Genomic DNA, 23893 nt, shown 5'->3' on the forward strand with positions numbered 1-23893 from the left:
CGAAACCCCATCTGACCTGCAATTTTGCTTGGATTTCCAAGTAAATCGAAAAAGTCGGGAACTCTCGCTGGTCACGGCGCCGGGAACAGCCTTGCGGGCTACCGGAACAAGCGCACGTTATCCCGCCGTTCGGCGGCAGGGAAGAGGCGAGTGTGTGAGACTGCGTTTTGTGCGCGAACAAGGAAAAATCACTGTTTTTCTGCTGGACGACCATGAAGTGGTCCGGCGCGGAGTCCATGAATTGCTGTCGGTCGAGGACGACATCGAGGTGGTCGGCGAGGCCGGCACGGCGGCGGACGCCCTGGTCCGTATTCCGGCGACCCGGCCGGACGTCGCCGTGCTCGACGTGCGTCTGCCGGACGGCAGCGGGGTGGAGGTGTGCCGGGAGATCCGTTCCCAGGACGACGACATCAAGTGCCTGATGCTGACCTCGTACGCCGATGACGAGGCCCTGTTCGACGCGATCATGGCGGGCGCGTCGGGGTACGTGCTGAAGGCGATCCGCGGCAACGAACTGCTGAGCGCGGTACGGGACGTGGCGGCCGGGAAGTCGCTGCTGGACCCGGTCGCGACGGCCCAGGTGCTGGAGCGGCTGCGGGAGGGCAAGAAGGGCCGGGGGGACGAGCGGCTCGCCAGTCTCACCGAGCAGGAGCGCAAGATCCTCGATCTGATCGGCGAGGGGATGACCAACCGCGCGATCGGGGAGCGGCTGCACCTCGCCGAGAAGACGATCAAGAACTATGTCTCCAGCCTGCTCTCCAAGCTGGGCATGGAGCGGCGCTCGCAGGCCGCCGCGTACGTGGCCAGGCTCCAGGCGGAGAAGCGCTGAGTCGCCGGGACCGCCGTGCCCGGCGGCCGCGGTGGCGCACGGGACTTTGGTCCCGTGCCACCCGGGGCCGCGGCCTCTTTCTGACGCCGCGACGGTGGCGGAGAGTGGTGGGCATGCCCTCAGAGGATCTCCACGCGCTCGATCTGCTCGGCCGCGTCGCATACGGCCGACTGGCGACGAGCATGCGGGCCCTTCCGATACTCGCGGTGGCCCGCCACATCGTGGCCGACGGCCGCGTCGTCCTGCGCATGCACGAGGGGCTCGGCTACCACGACGCCTGCGACGGCACGGTGGTCGCGTACGGGGCGGACAACTACAACACCGCGCCCGCGGGGGACGACGGCGCGCTGTGGTCCGTCCAGTTCACCGGCCCCGCGGAGATCGTGCACCCCACCGCCGGGCAGCGAGCGCTCTTCGGCTCCGCTCCCACCCTGGTGAACGGCGAACCCTTCGCCCCGGCCTACCTCGCGGTCGCCCCGCGCTTCGTCACCGTGCACACCCTGGGCTTCCACGCACACTCCGGTGCGTCACGCAAGTCCGTCGAACCGCAACGCAGCGTGATCTAACATCTGGCGAGTGCCGCGCTCATCTGTACTCATTCCGCCCGCTCCGCCGGTCCCGCCGGTGGACGAGGTGCTGCGCCGCTACCCGGACGCCGGTGAGCCGCTCGCCTGCGAACCCATCACGCAGGGCCTGCTCAACAACGGTTACCGGGTCTCCACCACGCGCGGCTCCTTCTTCCTCAAGCACCACCTCGACGCCTCCACCGGCGACCGTGCCACGATCGTCCGCCAGCACCGGGCCACCCGACGGCTCCAGTCACTCGGAGTGCCGGTCGCCCCGCCCGTCGAGGACGCGGGGGGCGACACGGTCGCGGAGATCGGGGGCCGGTGCTACGCCCTGCACCCCTGGGTCGACGGGCTGCACCGGGCCGGGGCCGAGCTCACCACCTCCGAATCCCGGCGGCTGGGCGAACTGCTCGGAACCGTGCACACCGGTCTGGAGCGGGTCATAGGGGCGGCCACCGAGCCCGCAGGCCCGCCCGGCGGGTACCTGAGCCCGGACCCCGTCGACACCTTCGCGCTGATCGACGAGCTGCTGGCGGCCACGCGCGAACGGTGCACCCGCGACTCGTTCGACGAACTCGCCGAGCACCGGCTGCTGGAACGGCGCGCCCTGCTGGAACGTCACGCCGACCGCAGACCGCCCACTCCGGACACCCCGGCCACCGGCTGGGTGCACGGCGACTTCCACCCGCTGAACGTGCTCTACCGGGGCGCCGAACCGGTCGCGATCGTCGACTGGGACCGGTTGGGGGTCCAGCCGCGCGCCGAGGAGACGGTGCGGGCGGCGGCGATCTTCTTCGTGCGGCCGGACGGGGAGCTGGACCTGACGAAGGTCCGGGCGTACGCGGGGGCGTACCGGCGGGCGGCCGGGGCGGGCGCGGCGGAACTGGCCGCGGCGGTGCACCGGGTGTGGTGGGAGCGGCTCAACGACTTCTGGATACTGCGCTGGCGGTACTGCCTCCACGACCGAAGGGCCGACCCGCAGTTTCCTGCGGTGTCGGCCCTGGCGGTCTGGTGGACGCGCGAGTACGAGGCGGTGTGCGAGGCGTTCACGGGGTGAGACCGGCGGCGGCCGGTGACTCACGGCGAGCGCCGGCGACCGGTCGCCGCGGGCCTCGTCGGCTCGCGGCGACCGAGCCGGTCATGTGCTGCTGCCGCCCGTGGTGCCGGTGCTGCCGGCCGCGCCGTTGCTGGTTCCGGTCGAGTCGCCCCCGGAGCCGGCCCCGCTGCTCGTGCCGGTGCTGCTGCCCTCGCTCGCGCCGGTGTTGCTGCTCCCCTCGCTCGTGCCGTTGCTGCCGTTGGTCTCGCCGGTGCCGTTGCTGCTGCCGCTCTCGCCGGTGCCGTTGCTGCTGCCCTCGCTCGTGCCCGTACCGGAGTCGGTGTTGCCGTCGGACGGCGTCGACGGCTCGTTGGACGGCACGTCGGCCGTCTGGCTCGGCCGGACCGGCGGGGTGTAGGGGTTGCGCGGCGACGTGTTCTGCTGGTCACCGGAGGAGTTCTCCGGCTGCTGGTTCTGCTCGGTCTGCTCGTCGCTCGGCGTGGACGTGCTCTCCGGCGCGGACGGCGATTCGGACGTCGTGGCCGGTTTCTTCTCGTGCTGCTTCTCGTTGTCGTTCGCGGCGTTGACCGCGAGGGCGACACCGGCGCCGATCGCGATCAGGGCGAGCACGACGAACAGCCACAGCTTGCCGCGCCCGCCGCCACCCTGGTACCCGCCGTCGTAGCCCCCGTCGTCCGGGTTCATCGGCGGCAGGATCGGCCCCTGCGAGGTGTCGCCGTGCGGCGGGTGGTTCATCGCCATCGTGCGGCCGGTGAGGCCCATGGGCGGGGTGTGACCGGCCTCGTGCGCCGCGACCGGTCCGGTGTTCCATGTACCGGTGTGGCCGCCCTGCGCCTGGAGCATCTGCAGGCTGTACTGGATGAGCCCGCGCATCTCCTCGGCGCTCTGGAACCGGTCGTCCGGGTCCTTCGCCAGTGAGCGCATGACCAGCCCGTCCAGCTCCGGAGGCGCCGCCTCCAGCACCTCGGACGGCGGGATCGCGGTGTCCTGCACATGCTGGTACACGACGGACAACGGGGTCTCGCCGGTGAACGGCGGCCGCAGCGCGAGGAGTTCGTACAGCAGGCAGCCGGTCGCGTAGAGGTCGGAGCGGTGGTCGACGGCCTTGCCCAGTGCCTGCTCGGGGGAGAGGTACTGCGGCGTGCCCATGACCATGCCGGTCTGGGTCATCGTCGACTGCGCCCCGTGCAGGGCGCGGGCGATGCCGAAGTCCATCACCTTGACCGCGCCCGAATTCGTGATGATCACGTTGGCGGGCTTGATGTCCCGGTGCACGATGCCGTGCTGGTGCGAGTAGGCGAGCGCCTCCAGCACACCCGAGACGATGATCAGCGCCTGCTCCGGGGGCGGGGCCTCGGCGCTGAGCAGCAGATCGCGGATGGTGTGGCCCTCGACGAGCTCCATCACGATGTAGGGCACGGTCTGACCGCCCACGACGTCCTCGCCGGAGTCGTACACGGCGACGATCGCATGGTGGTTGAGGCCGGCGACCGACTGCGCCTCCCGCGTGAACCGGGCCTTGGAGACCGGGTCCTCGGCGAGATCCGAGCGCAGGAGCTTCACCGCAACCGTGCGCCCCAGCCTGACGTCCTCGGCCGCGAAGACCTCCGCCATACCACCGCGGCCGAGGCGGTGGGTCATCCGGTAGCGCCCGTCACCGACGACGCCGCCGATGCCCCAGGAGTCGGTGCCATCCGAGACTCCGCCGCCGTTTGCTTCGGAACCGGGTGCCATCAGTCCTCGCCGTCGTATCTGTCCGCGCGTCCGCGGGTTCTCACGGTGTCCAGCTGCATTGCGTCTGGCTGCATTTCCCCGTCACGCTACAGCCTCCGCGGGACACACCGATTCCTGGAGGGACCGGCCGTCCAGCCCGTGGACGCACCGCCCACGCACATCCCACACATTTCCTGTAACGCTTCCGAGACTCTTCTTGTGCGTAGGGTCACGGAACGGGCACCCGGCTTGACGTGTCGTACCCCTCGGGCAGACTTGGCGTGTAATAAGCGATCAGCGTGCGTCGCACGCCGAGGGGGAAGCAAGTCATGAGCCAGGACGGCGCACACGGCGCTCAGGGGCGCTATGCGGGCGGTTCGGTCGCCGGCGGCCGGTACCAGCTGCGCGACCTGCTCGGCGAAGGCGGGATGGCGTCCGTATACCTGGCGTACGACGCCGCGCTGGACCGCCAGGTCGCAATCAAGACACTCCACACGGAGTTGGGACGCGAGCAGTCGTTCCGCGAGCGGTTCCGCCGCGAGGCGCAGGCTGTTGCCAAACTGCAGCACACCAACATCGTCTCGGTCTTCGACACCGGCGAGGACGAACTCGGCGGCGCGCTGATGCCGTACATCGTCATGGAGTACGTGGAGGGCCAACCGCTCGGCTCGGTGCTCCAGGCGGACATCCAGAGCTACGGTGCCATGCCCGCCGACAAGGCGCTCAAGGTGACGAACGACGTGCTGGCCGCGCTGGACACCAGCCACGAGATGGGGCTGGTCCACCGCGACATCAAGCCCGGCAACGTCATGGTGACCAAGCGCGGTGTCGTGAAGGTCATGGACTTCGGCATCGCCCGCGCCATGCAGTCGGGCGTCACGTCGATGACGCAGACCGGCATGGTCGTCGGCACCCCGCAGTACCTCTCGCCCGAGCAGGCCCTGGGGCGCGGCGTGGACGCGCGTTCCGACCTGTACTCGGTCGGCATCATGCTGTTCCAGCTGCTGACCGGACGCCTGCCGTTCGACGCGGACTCGCCGCTCGCCATCGCGTACGCGCACGTCCAGGAGGAGCCGGTCGCGCCGTCCACCATCAACCGGTCGGTCTCGCCCGCGGTGGACGCGCTCGTCGCCCGGGCGCTGAAGAAGAATCCCAACGAACGCTTCCCGAGCGCCGCGGCGATGCAGGACGAGATCGCGCGCGTGCTGAACGCGGGCGGTCAGACGGGCGCCCCGGTGATCGTCGCGGGCGGTGGGGCGTCGCCGAACAGCGGCTCGGGCGTCGGTTCGGCGGTCTTCCCGCCGGTCGGCCAGTCCGCGCAGGCGCCGCAGAGCGTCCAGACCCCGTACCAGCCCGGGCCGTACCAGTCCGGCGCCCACCCAGGTCCCTACGGCCCGGCGACCCCGGCGCCCACGCCGGCGCCGTCGTACGGCTACCCGCAGGCGGCGCCCGCGTACCAGGGCCAGGCTCCGGCGCCGCCGATGCAGCAGCACACCCCGCCGCCGTACGCGGCCACGCCCCAGACGCAGCCCCAGCCTGTCTCCGGCGGCGGATCGAAGCGGAACATGCCGGTGATCATCGGCGCGATCGTGGTCGCGCTGGTCGCGATCGGCGGCCTGATCACGGTCCTCTCGCTGAACGGCAAGGACAAGGGCGATCCCACCGCGAAGGAATCCGCTGCCGCGAGCGAGCACAAGGGGCCGGAGCGGAACCGCACGATGAAGACCGAGAAGTGCACGGACGCCCTGGAGAGCAGCGACGACCCGGACAAGGTCGACGCGCCGAAGTTCCTGTACAAGGACTACCTCTCCGCCAAGGCGTGCGCGGACGCGGCAGGCTGGGTCGTCAAGCGGGTCGAGGTACCGGGGAACACGTACGCGGAGGACCAGATCATCGACCAGTTCCCGTCCGCCGGGACCGCCGTGGACAAGGTGGGCGCCAAGTTCGAGCTGCGCGTCGCGACCGGCGACCCGGCCTGAGCCGGGCGTCCTGCCGGGGGCTGACGGAGTTCGTGCCCCTGGGCGCGTTGTCCGTCTCCGGGCGGGGTTCCTGTCCCCGCGGGGTGTCTGCGCCTGGGCGGGTTCCGTCCCTGGGCGGGTTCCGTCCCTGGGCGGGTTCCTGTTCCCTGGGCAGGTTCCTGCGGCGGGGCGGGTTCCTGCGGCGGGGCCCACGACGGGGCTGCGGGGCTGCGGGCCTGCTCCTCGCGTGGCCCGATTCATCCGAGATGCCGGACATATCACCACATGTGACCCTGACCACATGGCTCAGGGACTTCTGCCTTCACGATGCACGAGGTGTGTGGCCTGCCTCATACTCTCGGCGGGCGCGGCACTGGGAGCCGCCGCCGGTGGGACGCACCTCGCGCGACGCACGCCCGGCGAGATACCGGGGGCGGCCGGCGCCCCGGCGGCGACGCCCACGAGCACGGCATCCGCATCACCCGCCGACTTCGCCCTCCGCCTCTCCGCCCTGCTCGCCGCCGCCGACATCGAGCCGTCGAGCACCGCCCTCACCCAATCGGCCGCCCCGTCCGCGATATCGGTGGCCGCGCCCCCCGACGGCGACTCGGCCACCCTCGCCCCCGCACATACGGCATCCCGCCCGTCCTCCGCTCCCGCACCCGCGCCTCCTTCCAGTGCACCCCCCTTCACCTCCCTCTCCACTCCCGCCTCCGCTCCTGCCACTGCCCCCGCACCCGCACCTTCCGCGCCCCATTCGCCCTCGGAGCCCTCGACGCCCCCGGAGCCCTCGGAGGGCTCGACGCCCCCGGAGCCCCCGGAGCCCTCGGAGGGCTCGACGCCCGCCTCGCCCGCCTCGCCTTCCTCACCCGCCCCAGCCGCCCCAGCCGAACGACCGGCCCACCCCGGGGCGCAGCCCCCGCTCGCCGGACGCGAGGCCGGGGAAGGCCGGACGAGACCCGGCCGACCGGTCTCGCCCCAGGAGCTCACGCGAATGGACAACGCCCTCGACGAGTCGGACACCCGCCCCGCGGCAACCGATCCGGCACCGGAAGCGCCTGCGGGAAGACCGACGCCGAGCACGTCCCCGGCAGGCGGTCCACTCACGTCTCGGGCGCTCGGCACACCTGCCGTACAGGACATCCAGCGGGTTTCACTGGGCGCGGGAGTCGCGCTGATAGGACTGGGGCTGGGCTTCCTGGCCCTCCGCATACGCCGGGCGGACTGACGACCCGGGGAGCATGGGCCACCCCAGGCACCGCAGCGTCTTCACACCGCACACCGCACACCGCACGTGGCACGTGCCGTGGCACGCGTCATGTCGCACGTCGCACGTCAGACCACAGACGGCAGACGGCAGACGGCAGACGGCAGACCGCAGACGGCAGACCGCAGCATGAAGACGCCGCACGGCCTCCTCCTCCCCCTCTCCGTCCCCACGATTCCGGCACACCTTCTCCACCCCACCCCCTTCCCGCTCGCGCTCCCGCTCCGGGCGGGAACTTGCACGGATCGACATACTCGGTATACATACCCAGTATGTCGATCCGCCACGGGCTGCTGGCCCTGCTGGAACGGGGCCCCAGATACGGCTCCCAGCTCCGCACAGAATTCGAGTCGCGCACCGGCTCCACCTGGCCGCTCAACGTCGGCCAGGTGTACACGACATTGAGTCGGCTGGAGCGCGACGGCCTGGTCGCCCAGAACGACGAGGACGACCAGGGACACACCCTGTACGCGATCACCGACGCCGGTCGGACCGAGCTGCGGAGCTGGTTCGAGACACCCGTCGACCGCACCAGTCCGCCCCGCGACGAACTGGCCATCAAGCTCGCCATGGCGGTTGGCGCGCCGGGGGTGGACGTCCGGGCCGTCATCCAGTCCCAGCGCCACCACACCGTGAAGGCGATGCAGGACTACACCCGGCTCAAGGCACAGGCCCTCGTCGACGTCCCGGCCAACCGTGACGAGGTGGCCTGGCTTCTCGTGCTCGAACAGCTCATTTTCCAGGCGGAGGCCGAGGCACGCTGGCTGGACCACTGCGAGTCCCGGCTGGTCCGCCTCGCCGAGGCCGCCGCCACGGAACCGGAGCCCGAGGCGCGTACCGCCGGCCGAGCCCCGGCGCGTACGCCTGCCCGCACCCCGGCCCGTATCGGCCGCCCACGCGGTCGCGGCTGACCGGTCACCACGGCCGGGGACACGTCCCGGACCGGCCACGGCGCCCGCTCGGGGCGTACCGCCCGCGCAGCACCTGCCCCGCGCCGGGCCGCCCGGGACAGAGCAGCGCCACCCACGCACGACCGCAGACCACGCGCGTACGCACAGCGCCCGGCTCCGCCGCGGACCGCGTGCCGTATGCCTCGCACGCCGCACACCGGCAACGGGCCCACTTCGGTGGCCCGGCGCCGCCCCACAGAAACGTTCCTAGGGGGAACCACCCGTCATGTCCTCACCCGCCCCGTCCCGCCCCGCCTCCCCGGCCGGTTCGCCGTCCACGAGCGGGGAACCGGTCCTCGAACTCCGGGCCCTCACCCGCACCCACGGCAGCGGCATCGCCGAGGTGCACGCCCTGCGCGGCATCGACCTGTCCGTGCACGCCGGTGAACTCGTCGCGGTGATGGGACCGTCCGGTTCCGGCAAATCCACCCTGCTGACCATCGCCGGCGGGCTCGACACCGCGACCAGCGGCCAGGTCATCATCGAGGGGCAGGAGATATCCGGCCTCGGCCGCAAGGGCATCGCCGCCCTGCGCCGCCGCAGCGTGGGCTACGTCTTCCAGGACTACAACCTGATCCCCGCCCTCACCGCCGCCGAGAACATCGCCCTGCCGCGCGAGCTCGACGGTGTCTCCGTGCGGAAGGCCCGCAAGGAGGCACGCGCGGCGCTGGAGGAGATGAAGCTCCTGGAGATCGCCGACCGGTTCCCGGACGAGATGTCCGGCGGCCAGCAGCAGCGTGTCGCGATCGCCCGCGCCCTGGTGGGCGACCGGCGTCTGGTGCTCGCCGACGAACCGACCGGGGCACTCGACTCCGAGACCGGCGAGGCCGTGCTCGCACTGCTGCGCACCCGCTGCGACCGGGGAGCGGCCGCCGTGATGGTGACGCACGAGCCCCGGTACGCGGCCTGGGCGGACCGGGTCGTGTTCCTCCGGGACGGTTCGATCGTCGACCAGACGCTCACGTCCGGCGCCGACGCGCTGCTGGCCGCCGAGGGCGCCAAGTGAACGTCTTCACGGGCTGGCGCGCCTCCCTCCGCATAGCCAGGCGCGACGCGATGCGCGCCAAGGGCCGCAGCGCGCTGGTGGTCGCGATGATCGCCGTACCGGTACTCGGCGTCACGGCCCTCGACGTCACGTACCGCAGCATGGAGCCGACCGTCGCGGAGCGGCTGACCGATCAGATGGGTTCCGCCGACGCGCTGTTCAGCGACGAGGGAATGGGCCCGCTGTTGCAGATGCCCGACGCGGAGTCCTTCGAGCGGGTCGACCAGGACTCCCCGATGGACGGCACCGCACCTCCGGTCGATATCCCGGCCACGTTCCCCAAGGGCTCGCGGGCGATCAGCATCCAGTCCGTCCCGGCGAACGTCACCACCGAGTACGGCATCGCCGACACCGACATCTACGAGTTCCCGTTGTCGGACAAGCTGGCCCGTGGCAAGGCCGTCCTCATCAGCGGCTCCTACCCGCACGGCGCGGGCGAAATGGCCGCCACCGAGCCGTTCCTGGAATCGACCGGGCTGCACGTCGGTTCGACCACCACCGTGCGCAACTCCGGTGAGAAGTACACGATCACCGGCGTGATCGAGCAACCGCTCGACCTGCAGTCCAAGGCACTGTTCGCCGACCCGGACACGGTCATCGCCCCGTGGAAGGCCAAGGCCGACCGCGACAAGAAGATCCTGCCGCCGAACGTCGGTGCCAAGGAGTGGCTGGTCAAGGGCCCCGACGGGGTGGGGGTGACCTGGCCGGACGTGATGCGGGCCAACGCGTCAGGCGTCCTCGTCAAGTCCCGCCAGCTCGTTCTCGACCCGCCGCCGGACTCCGAGGTCCCGATGGCCAAGTACAACGGTTCCGGGTACGCGGGCGGCTCCGGGGAGATGAGCACCGCGCTCATCACCGTGGTCTCCATGGCGGTCCTGGAGATCGTGCTGCTCGCCGGACCGGCCTTCGCGGTCGGCGCGCGCCGCTCCCGCCGCCAGCTCGGGCTGCTCGGCACCTGCGGCGGGGACCAGCGGCATGTCCGCGCCGTGGTGCTCGGCGGCGGCATCGTGCTCGGCGGCGTCGGCGCCGTGACCGGTGTGGTGTCCGGCCTCGGGCTCACCGTGCTGTTCCGACCCCTGATCGAGGAATGGGCCGGCAACCGGTTCGGCTCCCTCGTCCTGAAGCCGACGGAACTGCTCCTGATCGCCGTGATCGGTCTGGTCACGGGCCTCCTGGCGGCGTTCGCCCCGGCGATCGTGGCGAGTCGGCAGTCCGTCCTGGAGTCGCTCACCGGACGCCGCGGTGTCCGTCAATCCTCCCGGGTGCTGCCCGTCCTGGGCCTCTGCGTGCTGGCCCTCGGCACGGTCGTCGCCGTCTACGGCGGCACGATCGGGCACTCCGCGCTGGTCGCCGGCGGCTCGATCGTCGCCGAACTGGGGTTGCTCGCCTGCATCCCGGTGATCGTCGGCTTCCTCGGACGGCTCGGCAGCAGGCTGCCGCTCTCGCCGCGGATGGCGCTGCGCGACGCGGCCCGCAACCGCGGTCGCACCGCCCCCGCCGTCGCCGCGGTGATGGCGGCCGTCGCGGGTTCGGTGGCGATCGCCACGTACACGGTCAGCCAGACGGCCGAGAACAACTACGACTACACCCCGAGCCTCACGCCGGGAACGGTCGCCGTCATGGCCTCCGACGGCAAGGCGGTGGATCGGCTCCCGCTCGCCCGCACCACCATCGAACGGAACATGCCCGTCAGCGGCGGGCACGCCGACTTCAAGCGGGTCTGGGCGGGCAGCGACTGCAACGTCTACTACGAGGAGGAGAACGGCTGCGGCACCCTGGAACTGGTCAAGCCCACCGGCAAGGGTCATGACTGCGCCCTGAAGGGCGAGGGCGCCAAGGACCTCGCCGCGCGGCTCTCCGGCGACGAGCACAAGAAGCTGATGAACACGCCCGCCTGCCTGGGCGAGTTCAGGTCCTTCGGCATGCTCAGCATGAGTGAGCACAACATCCTCGTGGCGGACGCGGACATGCTCAGCACCTACGTGAAGCTCGACGATCCGGATGCCGCGAAGGCCCTGGCGGCGGGCACCCCGGTGCTGCTGAACCCCGCCTACGCGAAGAACGGCGAGGTCACCCTCAAGGCCGTCCACACGTACAACGACCGGGACAAGAAGAACCGGAAGCTGCACCCGGGCAAGGCCCGGACCACCACGGACCGCCTGAAGGTGTACGTGGCCCCCGAGAAGTACGCGGCGACCCCCGGCATCCGCATGATCCTCCCGGAGAAGACCGCGAAGCGACTCGGTCTGCATGTGGAGCCGCAGGGCAGCGTGTACACCGTCTCGCGACTGCCGACGGACGCCGAGGAGCAGCGGGTCTCGGCCGCGTTCCAGCAGTCCGGCGACGGGCTCTGGGCCCAGTCCGAGTCCGGTCCCAGTCAGGTTCGGGACACCATCATGCTGATCCTTGCGCTGTTCGCCGGAATGGTGACCGTGGGAGCGGCGGCGATCACGACGGGCCTGGCCAAGGCCGACGCGGAAGCCGACCTGAACACGCTCAGCGCGGTCGGCGCACCGCCACGGGTACGGCGCTCGCTGTCCGGTTTCCAGTGCGTGGTGGTGGCGCTCACAGGTGTGGTGCTGGGCTCGTTGGCGGGCCTGGTGCCCGCAGTGGCGCTGCGTCTCGTCGACCTGCGCGACGCGTTGGAGACGATGCGGCACGAGCCCATGGAGTCGGCGTACACGCCGATCGTGCTGCCCTGGGACACCCTCGCCCTGCTCGTTGTCGCCGTCCCCCTGGTCGCCGGGGTGCTCGCCGCGGCCTTCACCCGGTCGCGCCTGAAGCTGGCCCGACGCGCCGGGTGACGGGTCGGCCGCCCCGGGATCCGGGCCTCTGGCCTCTGGCCTCTGGCGGCTGACGCAGCGCGCGACCGGTCGGTTCGGACGGTTCTGACAGTTCGGACGGTTCTGATGTTGTGACCGCGGTGCGTTCGTCGGCCCGACCGGGTGCTCCCGTGCCCCCGCAAACGGTGGATCAACCGTTTGCGGGGGCACCACCGTGTAGTACGGCAGGTGTGGGAGACAATGGCGCCATGGAGATGCCGAGGAATGAACGGTCGCAGGAGCACCCCCAAGTCCTCGTGGTGGGGCAGGACGGCATGGCGATCGGCGGCGGTGGCACTGACGACGAGTCGCGTGAGGTCCCGGTGACGGAAATGGTCGAACAGCCCGCGAAGGTCATGCGCATCGGAAGCATGATCAAGCAACTCCTGGAGGAGGTCCGGGCGGCACCTCTCGACGAGGCGAGCCGGGTCAGGCTGAAGGAGATCCACGCAGGCTCCGTGAAGGAGCTGGAGGATGGCCTCGCGCCGGAGCTGGTGGAGGAGCTGGAGCGGCTCTCCCTCCCGTTCACCGAGGACTCGGTGCCGTCCGAGGCGGAACTCCGGATCGCCCAGGCTCAGTTGGTGGGCTGGCTGGAGGGCCTGTTCCACGGCATCCAGACGGCGCTGTTCGCCCAGCAGATGGCCGCGCGGGCCCAGCTGGAGCAGATGCGTCGCGCTCTGCCGTCGGGCAGCGGGCACGAGGAGGAGGACGGCGGCGGCGACCAGCACGGCGCCATCAGGACCGGTCCGTACCTCTAGCACCACAACGGGCGGCATCTGCCCCGTCGACGATCTGCGCCTGCGCGCCGGTCGTCGACGGGGCAGACGTCGCCCGAGGTCCATTCGAGCTTCTTGAGCCTCTTCACCGAGGCCGTCGCCGAGGTCGTCCCGTAGCCAAGAGACTCGTGGCCGAGCGAGCCGCAGCCGAGCAAGTCGTGGCCGAGCGAACCGTAGCCGAGCGACTTGCAGTCGAAGAACTCGTAAAGGCCGCACGCCGCGCGGGCGCCGTCGCGGGGGCACGGTGGACCGTACGGCGCTCCGGCCGCGGGCCGGTTCGATACAGCCCGGCTCCGGTGGCCCCGTCGACAACGCCGTTGCCCCGGCCGGGGGAGGTCCGGCTGTCCCCCGGCCGCCGATATCGTCCCCGGCTGCGGGTCAGCCCGCAGGGGCCCGCAGCAGTACCTTTCCGACGTGTGCGCTGGACTCCAGCACCCGGTGGGCCTCGGCCGCGTCCGGCATCGGCAGCGAACGGTCCACGACGGGGCGCACGACACCGTCGGCGATCAACGGCCAGACGTGCTCGCGTACGGCCGCGACGATCGCCGCCTTCTCGGCGAGCGGGCGTCCCCGCAACGAAGTCGCGGTGACGGCGGCCCGCTTGTTCAGCAGGGTGCTCAGGTTCAATTCTCCCTTGACGCCGCCCTGAAGGCCGATGACGGCCAGTCGACCGTTGACGGCGAGCGCCTTGACGTTGCGTTCCAGGTACTTCGCCCCGACGATGTCGAGAATGACGTCCGCACCCGCGCCGCCCGTCGCCTTGTTCAGCTCCTCGACGAAGTCCTGCTCCCGGTAGTCGATCAGGATGTCGGCCCCGAGTTCCGCGCACCGCGCAAGCTTCTCCGGGCCGCCGGCGGTCACGGCGACACGTGCCCCCACGGCCTTGGCCAGTTGGATCGCCATCGTGCCGATGCCGCTGGATCCGCCATGCACCAACAGCGTCTCGCCGGGGCGCAGATGGGCCACCATGAACACGTTCGACCAGACCGTGGCCGTCACCTCGGGCAACGCCGCGGCCGACACCAGATCGACGCCGCCCGGCACCGGCAGCACCTGTCCCGCAGGCACGGCGACCTTCTCCGCGTAGCCGCCACCGGCGAGCAGCGCGCACACCTCGTCGCCGACCGACCAGCCGCTGACACCCGGGCCGATGGCCGCGATGCGGCCCGCACACTCCAGGCCCGGGTACGGGGACGCACCGGGCGGCGGGTTGTAGAACCCCTGCCGTTGCAGCACATCGGCACGATTGACGGCGCTGGACACCACATCGACGAGGACCTCGCCCTCACCCGCCACCGGATCGGGCACCTCGGCCCACACCAACGCCTCGGGGCCACCGGGTTCGGGGATCGTGATCGCATACATGGCGGCGAGGCTACTCCGTGGCACACACCCGGCGATGTCGTGACGCGGACCGGGCGGCGCCGCAGCACAGGCCCGGCTGCCCCGCCCTGCGGCACGATCCGGTTCTCGGGGCGCCCCGGCACGGTCCTGATGACAGGACGCCGCGGCTCGGTCCCGGTTACGGGACGCCGCGGCACAATCCTGATTACGGGGCGCCGCGGGCTCAGTCCCGGCTACGGGGCGCCGCGAAGCAGTCCCGGCTACGGACGAAGGCCGCCCGGTGCCGGATGGTGCCCCGGCGGTTCCTTCGAGGCACGCACGATGGTGATCACACGATCCGTCAACTGCAAGGGACTGGCCGCCGGGTCGTCGTAGGCCAGCAGCCGATGCCCACGCAGCACGCTCACCACGAGATCGTCGGTCTCCCGCACGCTCTTGCCCACCTCGGCCTTTATCACCGGCCGTTCGACGAGATCGAGCCCGCTGCCCTGCTGGATCAGGTCCTCCATCACCGTGCCGGCGCTGGGGCTGAGGACGGAGAGTCCGAGCAGTCGACCGGCCGCGCTGGCACTGGTGATCACGGCATCGGCGCCGGACTGCCGCAGCAAAGGCGCGTTCTCCTCCTCGCGCACCGCAGCGACGATCTTCGCGCCTCGGTTGAGCTGTCGTGCCGTCAATGCCACCAGCACCGCCGTGTCGTCACGCTGGGTGGCGATGATGACCTGCCGTGCCTTCTGAAGCTCGGCCCGCAGCAGAACGTCACTGCGCGTCGCATCACCGACCACGCCCACGTACCCCTCGGCATTGGCGATCTCGATCACCTTGGACGCCGGGTCGACGACGACGATCTGTTCGTTGCTCAGCCCGGTGGCACGCAGAGTCTGGATGGCCGAGCGGCCCTTCGTACCGAAACCGACGACAACGGTGTGGTCACGCAAGTTGGTTCTCCAACGCTTCAGCCGGAAGTCCTCCCGAGTCCGTTCCGTGAGGACCTCAAGAGTGGTGCCGACCAGAATGATCAGGAAGAGCACCCGCAGTGGTGTCACGAGCACCACATTGCTGAGCCGGGCGCTGTCGCTGTACGGGGTGATGTCGCCGTAGCCGGTCGTGGAGAGGGTGACCGTCGCGTAGTACACCGAGTCCAGCAGATCGACCGTGTCATCGGCGGCGTCGTGGTATCCGTCGCGATCGATCCAGACGATCAGCACGGTTATGGCAAGCACCAGCAGCGCCATCAGCAACCGCTTGGCGACCTGCCGCGCCGGCCTGTCGACGACCCTGCGCGGGAGCTGTACCCGTGTGGGTATGACGTGCTCGTCCGCTCGCCTGGCCATCGCATCGTGGCCGGGAAGTTTCACGTGAAACACCCTTCCGTCCACGGCGTCGCCGAGGCCCACGGTAGTTCTATGATCTGCACCTCGGTGCCGGACCGTACCCCGCCCGGTGGCACCACGACCAGTCCGTCCGCCAGGGCAATTCCCCGGAGCATCGCCGGACCGCTGTATCGCAGGGGTACGACGTGCTCACCAGTGCCGTGGACCGCAGGTATCAGACGGGTGTCGTGCGGGTGCCCCGACACCTCGTCGCGAACGACGGACCGGCAGGGCTGTTCCGGAACGTGACCGGCCAGGCCGCGGAGCAACGGCTCGGCGAGTGTGAAAAGCCCGGACACGGCGGCCAGGGGGTTGCCGGGCAACCCGACGACGTACCGACCGCCTCCCGCCTCCTCCGCGCCGAGCCTGGCCAGCAGCATCGGGTGGCCGGGGCGTACGGCGACTCCGTCGACCAACAATTCGGCCCCGAGTACCGACAGAACCGAGTGCACGTGGTCCACCGGGCCCGATGCCGTCCCACCTGTGGTGATGACCACATCCGCAGTGGAGCCGACGAGAGCACGCCGGAGGGCCTTCGCGTCGTCGCCGAGGTGCTGAGGAGCGGAAACAGACGCGCCCAGCGCACTGAGCCAGGGACCGATCATCGGCCCGAGCGCGTCACGGATCAGCCCCTCGTGCGGCAGACCGCTGGTCAGCAGCTCGTCACCGAGGACGAGGACATCGACGCGGGGGCGGGAAACAGTGGCCAGCTCGTCGTACCCGGCGGCAGCGGCCAGCCCCAGGACTGCGGGCGTCACCACGACACCGGCCGACAGCAGTCGCTCCCCGCGGCGGCACTCCTGGCCCCGTGGCCTGATGTCCTGTCCGGGGTACACGTGGTGCCGAGCGTGGAGCAGCCCTTGGGCCTCGTCGACGTGAGCGTGTTCACTGCGGATCACGGCGTTGGCGTCGACCGGGATGCGTGCACCGGTGGCGATCCGTACGGCGTCCCCGTCGGGCAGCCTGACGGGGACGTGGTGTCCGGCAAGGATTCCCCGGGCCCCGACCTCTCCGACGTCTGCTCTGTCCGCTGCCGAGTCGTCGCCGTCTTCTCGACGGTCCTCACCGCTCCCCCGGGGAGCATCCTCGGTCTCTGCGAACTCGCGGATGGTCCACGGCCCCGGCCCGGTGACGACCCAGCCGTCCATGGCAGAGGTGTCGAAGGGGGGCAGGTCAGTGAGTGCGACGAGCGGGTCGGCCAGAACGTGCCCGAGCGCCTGGTCGAGCGGGAGACGTCGAGTACGACCGGAAACATCGCGGCCCGCCCGAGCGGCAACGGCGCGCGCCTCCTGCCAGGACACCGTCCGCTGATGTCGCTCCCGGCCGTCGGAGCGGTCGGCACCGCGGTTCGAGAACGAGAAGGGTGTGTCGGGTGCGCACGCCCCTGCGGAGTCCGGCTGCGCGGTGGTGCTTCCCGGTCCGGAGGAGGGCTGACGGGCGGATTCCTCCTCACCGGCGGAAGAACTAGGGCCGGTCGTGGAGTCCTGGCCCGCGAACGCATACCAATCTGCGGGCAGAGGCTGGTCCGCGGAAGGGAAACAGCCCGCGGAAGGGAAACGGCCCGTGGAGGAAGGTGGGTCTGCGGGACGAGGCCCGTCCGTGGCAGGAGCCTCGTCCGGTGAGTCTGCGGCACGAGGCCCGTCCGTGGCAGGAGCCTCGTCCGTGGAACGGGGCTCACCTGGCGACTGGCTCCGGACCAGAGCAAGAGCTTGCTCCAGGGCCCGGTCCACCTCGGCGGCACGCGCCTCCTCCGACACCGGGCATTCCCTCGTTTTCCCGTCCGGCAACCGGCCGTCCCGCCCCGGGACACCTTCCCCCGCAGCGGTCGCGGTCCCCGGCGACGTCATGCCGTCACCGGTCGGCAGGGGCGCGAACCCACCCTCCGGGACGGTCATCGACTTTCGTTCTCGTCCGCCCACCGCAGGGCCAGCGCCGCAGCCCTGCGGGCGGCCTCGGCCACCGCTTCCGTGCTGTTGCCGTCACCGCTCGCCTTCGCAGCCGCGTATCCGACCAGGAAGGTCGTCAGGGGGGCGGCGGGTCGGGCGACGCCGTGTGCGGCATCACGGGCGAGGTCGAGCAGGACGTCAGTATCGACGTCGAGTTCGATGCCCAGTTCGTTCTTGACCGAGGTGATCCATTCGTCCAGCACGGTCCCATGTTCTCTGATACGGGCGCGGGCCGCCGCGATGTCCTCCCAGGTGTCGCAGTCGAAGGAAGCGAGGGGATCTGCCGCCACCCGCACGAGGTCGAGCTCCTCCGTCAGCAACCGCAGCGGCAACCCGGACAGACCACCGTGCTCGGTGGCTATCAGGGCGAGCTCACGGCGCAACGGTTCCGCACCGTAGACGGCGGCGAGAGGCTGATCGCGACCCTCCCGATCCGTGCACAGGGCCCCCTCCCGTCGGCTGCCGCCGACAGCGTCCAGCAGCACCGCGACGGTGCTCTCCGCGAGGAACGGCAGATCCGCGGAAAGCACCAGAACCCATTCCGCATCGGTACGACGGACCCCGGCGTCCAACGCGGCCAACGGTCCGCCGCCCTGCGGTACCTCACGCGTCCAGGTCACCGTGCGCGTGGTGGGCCTGCGCGCACCCACGACCACGGTGCTCGTGGCCCCCGCGCAGGCGACGAGCACCCGGTCGAGCAGCGTCCGGCCGCCGACCCGTATCCCGGGTTTGTCGGCACCGCCGAGCCGTCTGGCGGCCCCTCCGGCAAGAACGATGGCGTCATACGCGGTCATGCGTCCGAGTATGCGGGCCGCGGCCTCACTCGTATCCCCCGTCCCCCCTCACGCGCCCTCTGCGGAGCCGCGAACGGCGACGAAGGAAGCCTCGGTCGTCCCGCTACAACGTGCGCAACAGAACCGCCGGTTGCTCCACGCAGTCGGCCACGTAGCGCAGGAATCCCCCTGCCGTGCCGCCGTCGCAGACCCGGTGGTCGAACGTGAGCGAGAGCTGCACGACCTGGCGCACCGCGAGCTCGCCCCGGTGTACCCACGGCTTGGGCACGATCCGGCCGACACCGAGCATCGCCGCTTCCGGATGGTTGATGATCGGCGTCGATCCGTCGACGCCGAACACCCCGTAGTTGTTCAGCGTGAACGTGCCACCGGTCAGCTCCGCCGGGGTGAGCCGCCCTGTCCGAGCCGCCTCGGTCAGCCGGGCGATCTCGGCCCCGATCGACTCCGCGTTCCGGTCCTGCGCATCCCGTACGACGGGGACGACCAACCCCCGGTCGGTCTGGGCCGCGAAGCCGAGATGGACCTCCGGCAACCGCACTATTTCCCGTGCTTCCGAGTCCACCGTGGAGTTGAGGTCGGGGAATCGGGCCAGAGCCGCCGTGCAGATGCGCGCCAGCAGAGCGAGCACCGACACCTTCGGTCCGGCTGCCGACCCGTCCGCGCCGTTCATCGCCGCTCTGGCCGCCATGAACTCCGTGGCATCGGCATCGACCCAGCACGTGGCATCGGGGATCTCCCGTCGGCTGCGCGCCAACTTGTCGGCGACCGTGCCCCGCACACCGCGCAGCGGGATGCGCTCCGCGCCCGTCCCCGCGTCGCGGCCCGCCGACGACTGCCGCACCGGGGAAGGTGCGGACGCAGCGGCGACCGGTTTCGGTGCCGAGGACATCGGCGTTCCCGAGGACCCGGCCAACGCGCTGATGGCGGAATCGACATCGGCCCGCAGGATGAGCCCGTCGGGCCCGGAACCCGTCAGCCGGCGCAGATCGAGGCCATGCTGCCGTGCCAGCTTCCTCACCAGCGGTGACACCACCGGCACCGGTCCCTGTGCCGCGTCCGGGGAGGAGACGGAGGCCGTCCCCCGGGCAGCACCGGCCGACGCGGCCTTCTCCCGCGCGACAACCGGCGCCGCCCATGCCTGGGGACGGACTCGGCGTCGGCGCGCTGTCGGCGCTCCCGTCCCGTACCCGACCAGCACATTGCCGGACGACTCGGCCTCAGCGCCCCCGGCCGCCGCCCCGGCGCCGGTCCCGGCGGCCGCCCGTCCAGCAGCGGCGCCCTCGCTCGTCACCGCTGCCGAACCCGTCACCACGGCAGGCGCCGTACCCGCGCCGAGCCCCGTGCCCGCGGCAGCACCCGACGTCTTCCCGTCTCCGGCGGACCCCACCGCCACCGTCAACAGCGGTGCGCCGACCGGAAGCTCTTCCCCCTCCTCGCCGAACCGCGCGGTGACCACACCCCCGTACGGGCATGGAACCTCCACCATCGCCTTGGCCGTCTCGACCTCGACCACGGGCTGGTCGATGGCCACGACATCGCCGATCTCCACCAACCAGCGCACGATCTCGGCCTCCGTGAGCCCCTCACCGAGGTCCGGCAGCGTGAATTCGAGTACCTGGGCCATCAGTTCTCCGCCTCCCATTGCAGGCGGGCGACCGCGTCGAGCACCCGGTCCACACCCGGCAGATGGTGCCGTTCCTGCATCGGCGGCGGGTAGGGGATGTCGAACCCGGCGACCCGAAGCACCGGGGCCTCCAGATGGTGGAAGCACTGCTCGGTCACCCGAGCCGCTATCTCGCCGCCCGGACCGCCGAAACCGGAGGACTCATGGACGACGACCGCACGTCCCGTACGTCGCACGGAAGCCGTGACGGTCTCGTCGTCGAACGGCACGAGCGAACGCAGATCGACGACTTCGAGATCCCAGCCTTCCTCGACAGCCGCTTCCGCCGCCTCCATGCAGACCGGCAACGACGGTCCGTAGGTGATCAGCGTCGCGCTGCGTCCGGAACGGCGGACGACGGCCCGGCCGATCGGCTCCACGGCTGCCGGCGCCTCGGGGGACCAGTCGGATTTCGACCAGTAGAGCCGCTTCGGCTCCATGAAGACCACCGGATCGTCGGAGGCGATGGAGGCCCTCAGCAACCCGTACGCGTCCTCGACCGTGGCGGGTGTGACGACATACAGGCCGGGCGTAGCCATGTAGTACGCCTCCGAGGAGTCGCTGTGGTGCTCGACCCCGCCGATCCCGCCGCCATAAGGCATCCTGACCGTGATCGGCAGCGGCATCGCGCCGCCCGTCCGGTTCCGCATCTTGGCGACGTGGCTGATGAGCTGCTCGAATGCCGGATAGGCGAACGCGTCGAACTGCATCTCCACCACCGGCCGCAACCCGTACATCGCCATGCCGACAGCCGTGCCGAGTATGCCCGCCTCGGCCAGTGGAGTGTCCGTGCAGCGTTCCTCGCCGAATTCCTTCGCCAGCCCGTCGGTGATCCGGAAGACCCCGCCGAGCGTGCCGACGTCCTCGCCGAGGACGTGCACCGAGGGGTCCTCCGCCATCGAATCGCGCAACGCCCGCCCCAGGGCCTGCGCCATCGTGGCCGGTTTGGCCTTCGCCGTTCGCGTCCCGGCCGGCGCCGCTGCGGTGGTCATCGCCCCTCCTCCGACTCATCCGTGTACTGGTCCTGCCCGGCATCCAATTCGGCACGCAACCGGGCGGCCTGCTCCCGCAGTTGTGTGGTCTGTTCCGTATAGACGTGGGCGAACAGGTCCATCGGGTCCAGCACCGGGTCGGCATTCATCCGCTCGCGCAGCGCCGCGGCCATCCGTTCGGCTTCCGCGCGTGCCTCCTCCATGCCGTCGTCGCCCAACAGCCCCCGCCCGGTCAGCTCCCGCTCCAGGAGCTGGATCGGATCGTGTGCCCGCCACGCCTCCACTTCGCTGTCGGCGCGATAGCGAGTGGCGTCGTCGGCGTTCGTATGGGCGTCCATGCGGTACGTCACCGCCTCGACGAGCGTCGGACCACCGCCGTTCCTCGCCCGCACGACCGCCTCACCGAGGACCTGGTGCACGGCGGCCACGTCGTTGCCGTCCACCAGCCGGCCCGGCATCCCGTACCCCACGGCCTTGTGCGCCAAAGACGGCGCAGCCGTCTGCTTCGCCAGCGGCACCGAGATCGCGAAGCCGTTGTTCTGCACGAGAAAGACGACCGGGGCCTGCCACACAGCGGCGAAATTGAGCGCCTCGTGGAAATCTCCCTCGCTGGTGCCGCCATCACCGACCATGGCCAGCGCCACGGTGTCGTCACCGCTGAGGCGTGCCGCGTGTGCCAGGCCCACGGCATGCGGCAGCTGGGTGGCGAGCGGCGTGCACAGAGGTGCGATGCGGTGCTCGCGCGGGTCGTATCCGGTGTGGCGGTCGCCGCGCAGCAGCGTGAGCGCCTCGACCGGATCCAGGCCGCGGGCCACCGCCGCCAGCGTGTCGCGGTAGCTCGGAAAGAGCCAGTCCCGGTCCTCCAGTACCAGGGCGGCCGCTATCTCGCAGGCCTCCTGCCCGGTGCTCGACGGGTAGACGGCAAGCCGTCCCTGTTTGGTGAGTGCGGTGGCCTGCGCGTTGTACCTCCGGCCGCGGACCAGCTCCGCGTAGAGCCGGAGCAGCAACTCGGGGTCGACATCGCCCGCGGCATCCGTACCGAGCACGCGGTACGGCTCGGGGTCCGGGAGCAGCGGCGCGGGATCGGTGAGCGGCTTCCAGGCCGGGGGCGGCGTGGGGCGGTAGGCAGCCGCGCCGGGCAGCTCTTGGACCGTCATGACAAGCACCTCCTGGCATCGAGGGTTTCCGAGCGGTGGCTGTCGGCATCGAGGATCGTCCGTTACCGACAGGTGTCGAAATACATCGAAATGTCGAGCGGTGTTCAGGGCGCGATTGTGGCGCGCCTCACCTACCGATTGTTCGGTCGTGAGCGCATTTTGGCTACAGGCACCTCCAGCCTGTGGACAAACGGTTCTCCACAGCCTGAGATAGGCGCAGGTCGTCCAGGACGGGGAGGCGCGGGCACATGACAGCTGAACAAATGGCCGATGGGACCGGGGACCCCGGACGGCTCCCGCCCGCACGCCCGCTCGACGCCATCGACCGCGACATCCTGCGACTGCTCCAGACGGACGGCCGCGCGTCGATACGCTCGGTGGCCGATCGCGTCCACGTGTCCCGGGCCAATGCGTATGCCCGGATCAACAGGCTCATCGACGACGGCGTGATCCGCGGTTTCAGCGCCCGTGTCAACCACGAGCGGGCGGGACAGGGCGCCTCCGCGTACATCACGCTCAAGATCGTCCAGAATTCCTGGCGAACCGTCCGCGAGCAGCTCCAGGCCCTGCCGGGCGCCACTCACATCGCACTCGTCAGCGGCGACTTCGATGTCCTGCTGCTGGTGCACACTCCGGACAACCGGTCACTGCGCGAATTGGTCCTGACAAAGATCCAGGCCATCCCGGAGGTGCTGTCCACCCGCACTCTCCTCGTGTTCGAGGAGACGGACCTGGCCCCCGGCCCGGACAGGCCCGCCGAGCTCACCTGACGCGCGCCGGAAGGCGGCGGGAGATTCCGGACACGGAACGCACAACCGTGAAGCACCGACCGGAAGCGCGGGCGGAATCCGGTTTCGACCCGGGAGCGACCGGAACCCGCCACCGGACATCCGCGAGCCGTAACCCGCACACCGGTTTCTCGTCGGCCAACCCCTCAGCCGGCTCTCACCGACTGGACCGCATCCCTTCGAAGGCGACCCGTACGAGCGTGTCGGCCAGCTGCTCCCCGTCGACCCCGCCGTCCGGCTGCGGCCGATACCACTCCACCAGAGAATTGACCATTCCGAACAGCAGCCGCGTCACCAGCCGTATGTCCACGTCGGAGCGGAGATCCCCGTCCGTGACGGCCGCCCCGAGAAGATCGGTCACTCGCTGGTCGAACTCGCGTCGCCGCTCCATGGCCCAGCGCTCGGTCTTCGTGTTGCCGCGCACGCGCAGCAGCAGGGTCACATAGGGAAGCTCGGCTATCAGCACATCGACGGTACGACGCGTGACGTATTCGACGCGCTCGATCGCCCGCCCACACGTCGCTCCCGGCTCGTCGAGGATCCCGAAGAGCCCGTCCAGCGCCCGGCTCACCGCACGGCGGAGCAGTTCCTCCTTGCCCGCGACGTGGTGGTAGATGGAGGACTTGGAGATTCCCGCCGCCTTGGACAGATGCTCCATGGACGTGCCGTCGTAGCCGCGCTCGTTGAAGACGCGCACGGCAACGGTGAGCAGGGTCTCCGGGGTGTACGTGTCCCGCTTGGCCGTGGTCATGCCCGCGATCCTCCCCTACGCGTTGTCCACAGGTGTGGCGGGCCCCCTTGTCCCGACCGATCGTTCGGTTACTCTAACTCTGTCCGCCCGTCCCTGCCC

Annotated in this window: 18 protein-coding genes; 9 read left to right on the forward strand and 9 right to left on the reverse strand. The window is 70.6% G+C overall.

Annotated elements, in window-relative coordinates:
• The first annotated feature begins 169 nt into the window (after positions 1-169).
• The 3 genes from ACFC79_RS06575 to ACFC79_RS06585 all read left to right on the forward strand — a co-directional run bounded on the left by ACFC79_RS06575 (position 170) and on the right by ACFC79_RS06585 (position 2455).
• The gene (locus ACFC79_RS06575) at positions 170-829 is read left to right on the forward strand and encodes a response regulator (RefSeq protein ID WP_376236670.1); all 660 of its coding nucleotides are present in this window, start codon (positions 170-172) and stop codon (positions 827-829) included.
• Positions 830-942: 113 nt separating this feature from the next.
• The gene (locus ACFC79_RS06580; protein WP_376236065.1) at positions 943-1395 is read left to right on the forward strand and encodes a pyridoxamine 5'-phosphate oxidase family protein; all 453 of its coding nucleotides are present in this window, start codon (positions 943-945) and stop codon (positions 1393-1395) included.
• 67 nt (positions 1396-1462) lie between these two features.
• On the forward strand, positions 1463-2455 hold the full coding sequence (locus tag ACFC79_RS06585; RefSeq protein ID WP_376236671.1) for a phosphotransferase: 993 nt from the start codon (positions 1463-1465) through the stop codon (positions 2453-2455).
• Between the two features lie 81 nt (positions 2456-2536).
• Here the strand turns inward: ACFC79_RS06585 and ACFC79_RS06590 are convergent, their stop codons facing one another.
• Complete coding sequence (locus tag ACFC79_RS06590) at positions 2537-4189, reverse strand: protein kinase (protein ID WP_376236067.1); 1653 nt, start codon at positions 4187-4189, stop codon at positions 2537-2539.
• Between the two features lie 308 nt (positions 4190-4497).
• On the opposite strand from ACFC79_RS06590, the gene ACFC79_RS06595 reads away from it, so the two are divergent.
• The 5 genes from ACFC79_RS06595 (at position 4498) to ACFC79_RS06615 (ending at position 12968) form a co-directional block, all read left to right on the forward strand.
• On the forward strand, positions 4498-6147 hold the full coding sequence (locus tag ACFC79_RS06595) for a protein kinase (protein ID WP_376236070.1): 1650 nt from the start codon (positions 4498-4500) through the stop codon (positions 6145-6147).
• Positions 6148-7665: 1518 nt separating this feature from the next.
• Positions 7666-8304 (forward strand): PadR family transcriptional regulator, encoded by a 639-nt coding sequence (locus tag ACFC79_RS06600; protein WP_376236072.1) that lies wholly within the window; start codon positions 7666-7668, stop codon positions 8302-8304.
• A gap of 265 nt (positions 8305-8569) precedes the next feature.
• The gene (locus ACFC79_RS06605) at positions 8570-9349 is read left to right on the forward strand and encodes an ABC transporter ATP-binding protein (RefSeq protein WP_376236075.1); all 780 of its coding nucleotides are present in this window, start codon (positions 8570-8572) and stop codon (positions 9347-9349) included.
• A complete protein-coding gene (locus tag ACFC79_RS06610; protein WP_376236078.1) occupies positions 9346-12192 on the forward strand; it encodes an FtsX-like permease family protein in 2847 nt (948 codons plus the stop codon). Before ACFC79_RS06605 ends, ACFC79_RS06610 begins: the two co-directional genes overlap by 4 nt.
• Positions 12193-12419: 227 nt before the next feature.
• Entirely contained in the window at positions 12420-12968 is a 549-nt protein-coding gene (locus ACFC79_RS06615) for a bacterial proteasome activator family protein (RefSeq protein ID WP_376236080.1), read from the forward strand.
• A gap of 396 nt (positions 12969-13364) precedes the next feature.
• Here ACFC79_RS06615 and ACFC79_RS06620 read toward each other — a convergent pair whose 3' ends face one another.
• The 7 genes from ACFC79_RS06620 to pdhA all read right to left on the reverse strand — a co-directional run bounded on the left by ACFC79_RS06620 (position 13365) and on the right by pdhA (position 22255).
• Positions 13365-14351 (reverse strand): NAD(P)H-quinone oxidoreductase, encoded by a 987-nt coding sequence (locus tag ACFC79_RS06620; protein ID WP_376236081.1) that lies wholly within the window; start codon positions 14349-14351, stop codon positions 13365-13367.
• Positions 14352-14590: 239 nt separating this feature from the next.
• Positions 14591-15727: a potassium channel family protein gene (locus ACFC79_RS06625; RefSeq protein WP_376236083.1), complete on the reverse strand. Its 1137-nt coding sequence runs from the start codon at positions 15725-15727 to the stop codon at positions 14591-14593.
• On the reverse strand, positions 15685-17598 hold the full coding sequence (locus ACFC79_RS06630) for a molybdopterin-binding protein (RefSeq protein ID WP_376236086.1): 1914 nt from the start codon (positions 17596-17598) through the stop codon (positions 15685-15687). Before ACFC79_RS06630 ends, ACFC79_RS06625 begins: the two co-directional genes overlap by 43 nt.
• Positions 17595-18443, reverse strand: coding sequence for an NTP transferase domain-containing protein (locus ACFC79_RS06635; protein ID WP_376236088.1), 849 nt, complete (start codon positions 18441-18443; stop codon positions 17595-17597). The genes ACFC79_RS06630 and ACFC79_RS06635 overlap by 4 nt, the downstream gene beginning before the upstream one ends.
• A 103-nt stretch (positions 18444-18546) precedes the next feature.
• Positions 18547-20067 (reverse strand): dihydrolipoamide acetyltransferase family protein, encoded by a 1521-nt coding sequence (locus ACFC79_RS06640; RefSeq protein WP_376236090.1) that lies wholly within the window; start codon positions 20065-20067, stop codon positions 18547-18549.
• Positions 20067-21098, reverse strand: a complete 1032-nt coding sequence (locus tag ACFC79_RS06645; RefSeq protein ID WP_376236092.1) for an alpha-ketoacid dehydrogenase subunit beta — start codon at positions 21096-21098, stop codon at positions 20067-20069. The genes ACFC79_RS06640 and ACFC79_RS06645 overlap by 1 nt, the downstream gene beginning before the upstream one ends.
• Positions 21095-22255, reverse strand: coding sequence for a pyruvate dehydrogenase (acetyl-transferring) E1 component subunit alpha (gene pdhA, locus ACFC79_RS06650; protein ID WP_376236094.1), 1161 nt, complete (start codon positions 22253-22255; stop codon positions 21095-21097). The genes ACFC79_RS06645 and pdhA overlap by 4 nt, the downstream gene beginning before the upstream one ends.
• Before the next feature lie 263 nt (positions 22256-22518).
• Here pdhA and ACFC79_RS06655 point away from each other — a divergent pair, with 263 nt between their 5' ends.
• On the forward strand, positions 22519-23025 hold the full coding sequence (locus ACFC79_RS06655; protein ID WP_376236674.1) for an Lrp/AsnC family transcriptional regulator: 507 nt from the start codon (positions 22519-22521) through the stop codon (positions 23023-23025).
• Between the two features lie 175 nt (positions 23026-23200).
• On the opposite strand, the gene ACFC79_RS06660 is transcribed toward ACFC79_RS06655, so the two are convergent.
• The gene (locus tag ACFC79_RS06660; RefSeq protein ID WP_376236096.1) at positions 23201-23794 is read right to left on the reverse strand and encodes a TetR/AcrR family transcriptional regulator; all 594 of its coding nucleotides are present in this window, start codon (positions 23792-23794) and stop codon (positions 23201-23203) included.
• Positions 23795-23893: the final 99 nt, after the last annotated feature.

This window comes from Streptomyces sp. NPDC056061 (genome assembly GCF_042266885.1).
Taxonomy (GTDB): domain Bacteria; phylum Actinomycetota; class Actinomycetes; order Streptomycetales; family Streptomycetaceae; genus Streptomyces.

Coding starts and splice junctions, on each gene's coding strand:
- ACFC79_RS06595 (WP_376236070.1), top strand. CDS start 4,498: ATGAGCCAGGACGGCGCACACGGCGCTCAGGGGCGCTATGCGGGCGGT.
- ACFC79_RS06600 (WP_376236072.1), top strand. CDS start 7,666: ATGTCGATCCGCCACGGGCTGCTGGCCCTGCTGGAACGGGGCCCCAGA.
- ACFC79_RS06640 (WP_376236090.1), bottom strand. CDS start 20,067: ATGGCCCAGGTACTCGAATTCACGCTGCCGGACCTCGGTGAGGGGCTC.
- ACFC79_RS06645 (WP_376236092.1), bottom strand. CDS start 21,098: ATGACCACCGCAGCGGCGCCGGCCGGGACGCGAACGGCGAAGGCCAAA.
- ACFC79_RS06655 (WP_376236674.1), top strand. CDS start 22,519: ATGGCCGATGGGACCGGGGACCCCGGACGGCTCCCGCCCGCACGCCCG.
- ACFC79_RS06660 (WP_376236096.1), bottom strand. CDS start 23,794: ATGACCACGGCCAAGCGGGACACGTACACCCCGGAGACCCTGCTCACC.
- ACFC79_RS06615 (WP_376236080.1), top strand. CDS start 12,420: ATGGAGATGCCGAGGAATGAACGGTCGCAGGAGCACCCCCAAGTCCTC.
- ACFC79_RS06630 (WP_376236086.1), bottom strand. CDS start 17,598: ATGACCGTCCCGGAGGGTGGGTTCGCGCCCCTGCCGACCGGTGACGGC.
- ACFC79_RS06620 (WP_376236081.1), bottom strand. CDS start 14,351: ATGTATGCGATCACGATCCCCGAACCCGGTGGCCCCGAGGCGTTGGTG.
- ACFC79_RS06590 (WP_376236067.1), bottom strand. CDS start 4,189: ATGGCACCCGGTTCCGAAGCAAACGGCGGCGGAGTCTCGGATGGCACC.
- ACFC79_RS06605 (WP_376236075.1), top strand. CDS start 8,570: ATGTCCTCACCCGCCCCGTCCCGCCCCGCCTCCCCGGCCGGTTCGCCG.
- pdhA (WP_376236094.1), bottom strand. CDS start 22,255: ATGACGGTCCAAGAGCTGCCCGGCGCGGCTGCCTACCGCCCCACGCCG.
- ACFC79_RS06635 (WP_376236088.1), bottom strand. CDS start 18,443: ATGACCGCGTATGACGCCATCGTTCTTGCCGGAGGGGCCGCCAGACGG.
- ACFC79_RS06580 (WP_376236065.1), top strand. CDS start 943: ATGCCCTCAGAGGATCTCCACGCGCTCGATCTGCTCGGCCGCGTCGCA.